Source organism: Corallococcus aberystwythensis, assembly GCF_003612165.1.
In the GTDB taxonomy this organism is placed as follows: Bacteria; Myxococcota; Myxococcia; order Myxococcales; family Myxococcaceae; genus Corallococcus; species Corallococcus aberystwythensis.
This window is the reverse complement of sequence record NZ_RAWK01000434.1, coordinates 1-5,146: the sequence shown is the minus strand read 5'-3', so window position 1 is coordinate 5,146 and position 5,146 is coordinate 1. Positions and strand designations below refer to the sequence as shown.

Sequence of the window (5,146 nt, the reverse complement as noted above, 5' to 3'; positions counted from 1 at the left end):
CCCCCGAAGCCTGTCGCGCCGCCCCCGGCGAAGCCGGCGACGCAGCAGCAGCAGCAGCCCGGGACGCAGCCGAACGTCTCCACCCAGGCGCAGGGCAACACGCAGACGCCGTCGCGCAACGTGCTGAGCGGCCAGTCCAGCTTCGAGGCGGGCGGCTCGCGCGCCGAGGTCAACGGCACCGGCCCCGGCGGCGTCAACACCAACGCCTACGTCCAGGGCCCGACGTTCAGCGCGGACGCGTCCGTGGACGCGGACATCGGCCTGTCCGGCATCGACGTGAACGTGCAGGTGGACGTGTCCGCCAACCTGGTGGAAGCGGGCGCCAGCGCCACCAAGACGGTGGAGTTCGAGATCGCCGGCGAGGAGTACTCCGTCGAATTGGACCTGGCGGCGCTGGGCAAGATTGGCGCCGAGGGCTCCATCGACCTGGACCTGCACGTCGGCACCGACGGCAACGTGTCCCTCAACGCCGCCGCCTCCGGCTTCGCGGGCGCGCAGGCCAGCCTCACCGGCGGCATCGAGCTGAAGCACGAGGGTGACACCCTGGCCTCGGCCAGCATCACCGCCAGCGCCAGCGCCGGCGTGAGCGGCGACGCCCACGCGGACATCGGCCTGGACGGCGGCAACCTGGAGTTCGACGTCGGCGTGGAGGCCACGGCCGGCCTGGGCCTGGGCGTCGAGGTGGAGGGCTCCGTCAACCCCGGCAACATCCTCAAGGCGGTCGGAGAGACTGCCGCCGCGGCCGGTGGCGAGGTCCTGGAGAACATCGCCGAGGGCGCCATCAACGCGGGCGGCGCGGTGGCGGACGCGGCCGGCGACGTGTTCAACGGCGCCTTGGATGTCCTGGGCGACGTGGCCGGCGGCGTGAAGGACGCGGCCGGCACGGTCGGGGGCTGGCTGGGCATCGGGTAGACACCCGCGAGACTGCCCAGCCCTTCGGGGCTGGGCTATCCTCCTGCCCAATGGCCGTCTCCAAAGAAGCATCCGCCGCGGCGCGTTTGATGAAGCAGGGCCTCCTCAAGGAGGCCGCCATCGAATTCGAGCGCGCCCTCAAGCAGGACCCGAAGGACGCGGCCGCCCTGCTCGGGCTCGCGCGCCTGCGCCTCGCGCAGCATGACGAGCCCAAGGCGCGCGAGGTGCTCCAGCGGCTCGTGGCCCAGCACCCCACCCACCCCGAGGCGCTGAGCCACCTGGCCCGGCTCGACGCGGAAGGGGGCGACGCGAGGCAGCTCGCGGTGCTGGAGGCGCTCGCGGCCCAGCCCAAGGCGGGCTTCTTCGAGGTCGTCAACCACGGCCGCGCGCTGCTGGCGCACCACCAGTACCCCGCCGCCATCGCCGCGCTGGAGAAGGCGCTCGTCCTGCAGCCGGGCAACGCCCAGACGCTGACGTACCTGGGCATGGCGCTCCAGGGTGACAAGCAGCTGGACCGCGCCCTCAAGCGCTATCTGGAAGCGGCGGAGGCCAGCCGTACCGAACACCTGCCGCTGCTGTTGGCCGCGCGGGTACAGGTGCTCAAGGACCAGGTGGGAGCCGCGCTCCAGACGCTCCAGAAGGCAATCCTGCGCAGCCCTCGCGAAACGGCCCTCATCCGGGAGTTCGCCACGCTGTGCTTCGTGGCGGGCGCGCCCGAGCCGGCCATCAAGGCCGCCATCGACATCCGCCTCCAGCAGCCGGACAACGCGGACGCCATCTATCTGCACGGCCTGGCGTCCTTCGTGGCCGGAAAGGACGCGGACGCGGACCGCATCCTGCGCGAGGCCCTGGCCAAGGTGCCGGACAACACCATGGTGCGCATCGCCCTGGCCAAGGTGCGCCGGCGGATGGGCGACGACGCGGAGGCCCAGAAGCTGCTGGAGGCCGCCCACGCCAGCGACCCGTCCGACGTGGGCGCGGCCAACGACCTGGCCGTGCTGCTGATGTCGAAGCCCGGGGGCGCGACCGCCGCCCGCGCGGTGCTCGCTCCGGCGCTCCAGGCGCACCCGGACGACGCGGGGCTGCACCTCAACCTGGCCCTGGCCCTGGCGGACACCGACAAGGCCCAGGCCCGCACGCATGCGCAGAAGGCCCAGGCCAGCACCGACAAGCACGTCCGCGAGCAGGCGGACCGGCTCGCCGCCGCGCTGACCGGCAAGTAGCCACCCACGCGCCGGGCCGTGTTTCGCGGCGGCCCTGCGTCATGGCTACTGCCGTGACGGGTTTCTCCAAAGCGAACCCTTCGCGCAGCTTCGAGGCGCAACAGCCCGCGGGCGAAGAGCCTTGGGGACGCTGGGCGCTGTTGAAAGGCAGAGGGCTGGTGTCGGATGCCCTCATCCAAGACACCTTGGACCGGCAATCGCATGGAGGGGATGACGTACACCTCGCGTCCTCCTTTCCTTCGGTGAACCCATGCGTCGCTCCCTGTCCCGCCTCGTGCTCGCGGCCATCCTGTTCAGCCCAGGAGGTGCGGCCCTCGCGGCGGAGGGGACGAAGAAGCCCGCGACGCAATGGTTGGCCAACCCTGCTCAGGCGGTCCGCGCGGCGCGAGTGGAGGCAGGCCTGGCCCCGGTCGTCATCGAAGGCGAGAAACCCCAGAGCCTGACGCTCCCGCAGTGGATGGCGCTGTATCGGATCCCCGGGCTGAGCATCGCCGTCTTCGACAAGCACGCCATCGTCTGGGCCAGGACCCATGGCGTGAGGGAAGCAGGTGGCTCGGAGCCCGTCACCCTGGAGACGCTGTTCCAGGCGGGCTCCATCAGCAAGCCGGTGACGGCCCTGGCGGCGCTGCACTTCGTCGAGGCCGGCAAATGGTCGCTCGACGAGAACATCAACGACAGGCTGCGCTCGTGGAAGGTCCCCGAGAACGACTTCACGAAGGAGCAGAAGGTCACCCTGCGCAGGCTGCTCAGCCACAGCGCGGGGACGACCGTGCATGGCTTCCCCGGGTACGCCGTCGACGCTCCCATGCCCACGCTGGTGCAGGTGCTGGAGGGCGTGGCGCCCGCGAACACCGCCCCGGTGCGCGTCGACCTCGTCCCCGGTACGAAGACGCGCTACAGCGGCGGTGGCACGTCCATCGTCCAGTTGATGATGGTGGATCAGCTCCAGAAGCCGTTCCCCCAGGTCATGCGGGAGATGGTGCTGAAGCCGCTCGGCATGACCCGCAGTTCCTACGAGCAGCCCCTGCCTCCGGCCCTCGCCGTCAGGACGGCGACCGGGACGTACGCCAGCGGGAAGAGCGTCGCGGGCCGCTGGCACGTGTACCCGGAGATGGCCGCGGCCGGACTGTGGACCACGCCGTCCGACCTCGCGCGGGTCGCCCTCGAGGTTTCCAGCGCGAAAGCGGGGAAGTCCCAGCGCGTGCTGTCGCAAGCGATGACGAAGCAGATGCTGACGCAGCAGTCGGAGCGGTTCGGGCTGGGCTTCCAGGTGGAGCCCGGCACCAACCGCTTCTGGCACGGAGGCTCGGACGAAGGGTTCCAGGCCGCGTTCATGGCCTTCGGTGACACGGGCAGCGGCGTGGTCGTCATGGCCAACTCCGACAACGGCTTCCTGCTCTTCGACCGCCTCATCGCGAGCGTGGCGGCCGAGTATGGCTGGCCCGCGTTCAGGCCCGAGCCCGTGTCGCCGTCCGCCCAGGTGGATGTGCTCATGCGGCTCAAGGGCGTCGACACCGCACTCGCCTGGTACACCGCGAAGCATCGCGAGGGCATGAAGGGCCTGGAGTCGGGGGACCTGAACCAGCTCGGCTACCGGTTGCTGGCAGACGGCAAGGGCGCGGAAGCGGTGCGGGTGTTCGAAGCGAACGTGACGCTCTTCCCGACGGATGCGAATGCCTACGACAGCCTGGGCGAGGCACAGCTCCAACTGGGACAGAAGGAAGCGGCCATCGCGAGCTACAGGAAGTCCCTCGTACTGGACGCGGGGAATGCCAATGCGCTGAAGGTCCTCGAGAAGCTTGGCGTGCCCACCGGGAAGTGAGCGCAGGGCCGAGACGATGCGAATGACTGACAGGGAGGACGTTCGCGGTCCGGCGCGGAGAGGACGTCACCCACTTCCGTCCAGCACCCGCAAGAGGGCGTCACGCTCCACGACGAGCTTCTTCGAGTTGATGGCCTTGCGGATGATGCGCGCGGCCTCCGGACGCACCTCGTCGTCGGTCAGCCGGGGGAGCCAGTGCGCACGGAGCTCCTCCAGCTGATGCCGCTGGGCAAGCTCCGTGGTCGCCAGCCACCGTTGGCGGAGGGCATGCCGTGGGCCTCCAGCCACTCGCGCACGGTCGCCTGACCGTCCTCGGAGCCGAACGCAGGCCTGGCAGAGACCTTTGTCGGAGCCTTGTTGCAGTAGAAGAGGCGGCGCGAGTTGGCGTGGCATGTGCCTCCCGACAGAGCGGCCAATGCGGCAGTCGCCCAGTTGGCGGCGGGAAACGCGGGCTGGGGCTGGGACTCCGTCCTGCCCCCGTGGCCGGCTGAAGCGAGCGGGGCCGGTGCGCGGCCCCGTCGCGACGGGACGTCAGTCCTTGGTCCAGCGGAACGTCACGCGGTCGCCGCCGCTGAGCCGGTCCGCGAGGTTGTAGAGCTTGTACATCTCGGTGTGGACCGCGAAGACTCCCTTCGCCTTGCTGAAGACGAAGTACGAGCCAGGGCCGGTCACGATGCTCGTCCACTGCGAGTTGGTGTTGCAGTTGGCCGTCGAAGCCGAGGGCCAGTTGCACCAGGAGTTGCCGTTCTCGTTCCACACCTTCCAGTGGTCGCCGCCTCCGACGAGGCCCACCTGCTTCCACCACGTCACGGCCGAGCCGGACTCCAGTCGGAACTCCACCACGTCCGGCGACGCGGCGTTGTGCTCGACGATGACGTTGATGAGGTCACCGTCCGGCAGGTAGATGGGCTGGATGTCGGTGAGCCACGCCTTGTCACAGGTGATGCACGAGTTGAAGGTGTCGTTCGGGCCGGTGCACCAGCTGTTCGAGTACTCCAGCTGGTAGTCGTTGTTGCTCGCGCAGAAGGCACACGAATGCGCGTATCTGGCGCTGATGCACGTGAGGGAGGTGGTCGTGTGGGCTCGGGTGAAGTCCTCCCAGGTGATGGCCGTCGCGGCCATGGCGGAGACGGTGCCGCCCTCGTCCTCCTGCTGGGGCGCGGGCTGCTGGGGCTGGGTCGTCTCGGGG

General features: G+C 69.9%; 5 protein-coding genes. 3 read left to right on the top strand and 2 right to left on the bottom strand.

The genetic code is table 11. From position 1 onward, the window contains the following. The 3 genes from D7W81_RS39725 to D7W81_RS39715 form a co-directional block, all read left to right on the top strand. Positions 1-912, top strand: a 912-nt coding sequence (locus D7W81_RS39725; protein ID WP_244227757.1) for a Circumsporozoite protein, incomplete at its 5' end; no start/stop codon positions are given. Positions 913-1,001: 89 nt separating this feature from the next. Continuing rightward, positions 1,002-2,135 carry a tetratricopeptide repeat protein gene (locus D7W81_RS39720; RefSeq protein ID WP_244227756.1) on the top strand — a complete coding sequence of 378 codons (1,134 nt, stop codon included), beginning with the start codon at positions 1,002-1,004 and terminating at the stop codon, positions 2,133-2,135. A gap of 250 nt (positions 2,136-2,385) precedes the next feature. Further along, positions 2,386-3,957: a serine hydrolase domain-containing protein gene (locus tag D7W81_RS39715; RefSeq protein ID WP_120560527.1), complete on the top strand. Its 1,572-nt coding sequence runs from the start codon at positions 2,386-2,388 to the stop codon at positions 3,955-3,957. Between the two features lie 66 nt (positions 3,958-4,023). Here D7W81_RS39715 and D7W81_RS39710 read toward each other — a convergent pair whose 3' ends face one another. Both D7W81_RS39710 and D7W81_RS42640 read right to left on the bottom strand, forming a co-directional pair. After that, positions 4,024-4,245: a hypothetical protein gene (locus tag D7W81_RS39710; protein WP_120560526.1), complete on the bottom strand. Its 222-nt coding sequence runs from the start codon at positions 4,243-4,245 to the stop codon at positions 4,024-4,026. Between the two features lie 243 nt (positions 4,246-4,488). Continuing rightward, the coding region (locus D7W81_RS42640; protein ID WP_158621782.1) for a hypothetical protein at positions 4,489-5,146 on the bottom strand (658 nt) is incomplete at its 5' end.

What these genes read in the sequence shown, in the direction of transcription:
- D7W81_RS39720 (WP_244227756.1), top strand. Translation starts at nt 1,002, where the DNA reads ATGAAGCAGGGCCTCCTCAAGGAGGCCGCCATCGAATTCGAGCGCGCC.
- D7W81_RS39715 (WP_120560527.1), top strand. Translation starts at nt 2,386, where the DNA reads ATGCGTCGCTCCCTGTCCCGCCTCGTGCTCGCGGCCATCCTGTTCAGC.